This window comes from Arcicella sp. GW458-12-2-14-TSB2 (assembly GCF_059423785.1).
The window spans coordinates 1-2690 of sequence record NZ_JBWKYN010000315.1; the positions used below are offsets into that span (position 1 = coordinate 1).

Here is a 2690-nt window from a genome sequence, read left to right on the forward strand (position 1 = left end):
CCTCGCTAGAGATAAGATATTGATTATTAGTTATTTATATACTTGTGGGTAATCAATAGGACTTAAGTCACCCGCTAGTGATAAACGCATTGGTAGCTAAACTTTAAACTCATCAACTCATAAACCTTAAACTCATCAACTCAACCTATACTTTCATATCCTCTAATTTCTTACTCTCTTCGCGTTGTCTTACATATTGGTCTACCCAATAAATTAAGCCAATGGCAACTACCATCGAGCCTATTACGGTATAACCCAATATATCATAATGGTCTAAAATACCGTTAGGTTGTTGTACCACAATTAAACCTGTGATAAAAGAGGCAACACCTCCAGAAATTTGTTGAATCGATGAGTTGATACTCATAAAAGCCCCTCTATCTTTCATCGAAGGAATGGCCGTCATCAAGGCAGAAGATGAAATCATTCGCGCTGAAATCCCTGTAAAAAGGATTACGTTCAATATAATAATTACCCAAAGTGGCGTAATGCCTAATTGTGTGTAAATCCCAACCATGATGATACTGATGATAGAGCCTATCAAAAAAGTATTGAACTTACCCAATTTATCACTGAGTTTACCAATCATAGGGCCAAAGAAAATAGAGAATATACCCGTAACACCATACATGATAGGTAGTTCAGACAATTTCAAGCCTAAATTGTTGGTACCATAAGCACTACCAAAAGGCATTAGCATAAATCCACCCGTAGAAAGTAATATCGTTCCAAGGAAGGCCCTGAGATAATGAGGTTCGCTAATGGTTTTGGCAAGGTGTTGGAATGCATTTGAATCACTTTGTACTTTCAGGTGTTCAGTAACAGGTTTCATTTTAACAAAAATAACTATTCCTACAATTGCACTCACTCCTACTATCATCCAAAAAGGAGCATGCCAGTCGAAGCTATTAGCTAATAAAAGACCAATCGGTAAACCCAATACCTGACTAGCCGCAAAGGCCATTTGTACAAAACCCATTACTCTACCACGTACTTCGAGTTTGAATAAATCAGAGATAATCGCAAAACCTACTGAGCCAATTACGCCCCCAAAAATCCCCGTGAAGATTCGGGCAAACAATAGGAAATTATAGTTGGTTGCCGACGCACAAAGGGCTGTACCGATGATAAAACCAACATAGAAAAATAATAGGAATTTCTTTCTATCGAATTTGTCGGCAAAACCTGCTGCCAATAAACCAGAAGCACCAGCACTAAAAGCATAAGCTGACACAACAAAGCCAAATTGAGAAGTAGTAATTTTTAAAGTGGGCATTAAAATAGCCCCTAGTGGCGACAATACCATGAAATCTAGTATTACCGTAAATTGAATAAAGGCTAAAACCGCTATCATGAAAATCTGATAGGGTGTAAAAATTTTTTCTGTGGGTTGTGTCATAATTAATGTATTGAATAATTCTTATGCAAATTAAGTGATATTTATGCTCTTATCTCATGGTCTGAACAATATTGATATTAAATTAATCCCAGAAATATCCTAAATACTATTAATTTTCTGTAATTCAAGCACTTTGATACAATTTAACCTAAAATTGACGCACCATTCTCTTTGAAAATCAATGCATTACCATAAATTTGTTTTATCATTAAACTTCAAATTTAACTAATATGAAAATTGCAAAGAAAATCCTGCTAGCGGTGGTAATCTTTATTGCTGCGCTCTTACTGATTGCATTATTCACTCAAAAAGATTATGTAGTAGTAAGGGAAATCACAATCAACAAGCCCAAAACGGAGGTATTTAATTACATTAAATACTTGAAAAACCAAAACGACTACAGCGTATGGGCAAAGATGGACCCTGCGATGAAAAAAGAATTCAGAGGGACAGATGGTACCGTAGGCTTTGTATCTGCTTGGAAAAGTGATAGTGCTGATGTTGGTCAAGGTGAACAGGAAATCTTGAAAATTGTAGAGGGGCAAAGAATAGATACGGAAGTAAGATTTATTGAACCTTTTGAATCGACAGCGCCTTCACACATCACTACTGATGCTATGGGAGCAGACCAAACGAAAGTTTCATGGACTTTTGAAGGACACATGTCATACCCGATGAATTTGATGATGCTGTTTTATGATATGGAGGGATTGATAGGAAAAGATTTAGAAGATGGACTGAAAAATCTAAAAGTAATTCTTGAAAAATAAATTTTAATCAAAACACAAACATGGCAGCAATTAACCCTTATTTGGTCTTCAATGGCAACTGCGAAGAAGCTTTTAATTTTTACAAATCTGCATTTGGAGGAGAATTCCCTTATGTTGGAAGATTCAAGGACGCTCCGTCAGATCAGCAAATGTCACCAAGTGATGGCGAGCGAATCATGCACATGTCGTTGCCCATTGGCAAGACTATTTTAATGGGTAGCGATTCCTCTACAACGATGGGGGATGTAAGTGCAGGTACAAATTTCTCTATTTCTATTAGTGTAGACTCAAAAGAAGAAGCTGATAAATTGTTTCAAGCCCTTACCGAAGGTGGTAAAATAACGATGCCTTTGCAAGATACCTTTTGGGGTTCTTACTTTGGGATGTTTAAGGATAAATTTGGTATCGATTGGATGATTAATCATGATACTAATGAGGAGGCAATTTAATTACTTTCTACAATCCTTATCACTAGAGAGGGACTTAAGTCCCTCTCTAGTGATAAGTAAACTACTCAATCA

General features: G+C 36.5%; 3 protein-coding genes. 2 read left to right on the forward strand and 1 reads right to left on the reverse strand.

Annotated elements, in window-relative coordinates:
* Positions 1–145: 145 nt before the first annotated feature.
* Positions 146–1399, reverse strand: coding sequence for an MFS transporter (locus tag AC07XN_RS24035; RefSeq protein WP_494744890.1), 1254 nt, complete (start codon positions 1397–1399; stop codon positions 146–148).
* A 230-nt stretch (positions 1400–1629) separates the two neighbouring features.
* On the opposite strand from AC07XN_RS24035, the gene AC07XN_RS24040 reads away from it, so the two are divergent.
* Together AC07XN_RS24040 and AC07XN_RS24045 are read left to right on the forward strand one after the other, a co-directional pair.
* Entirely contained in the window at positions 1630–2169 is a 540-nt protein-coding gene (locus AC07XN_RS24040) for an SRPBCC family protein (protein ID WP_309919438.1), read from the forward strand.
* 20 nt (positions 2170–2189) lie between these two features.
* Positions 2190–2618: a VOC family protein gene (locus AC07XN_RS24045; protein ID WP_309919436.1), complete on the forward strand. Its 429-nt coding sequence runs from the start codon at positions 2190–2192 to the stop codon at positions 2616–2618.
* The last annotated feature ends 72 nt before the right edge of the window (positions 2619–2690 follow it).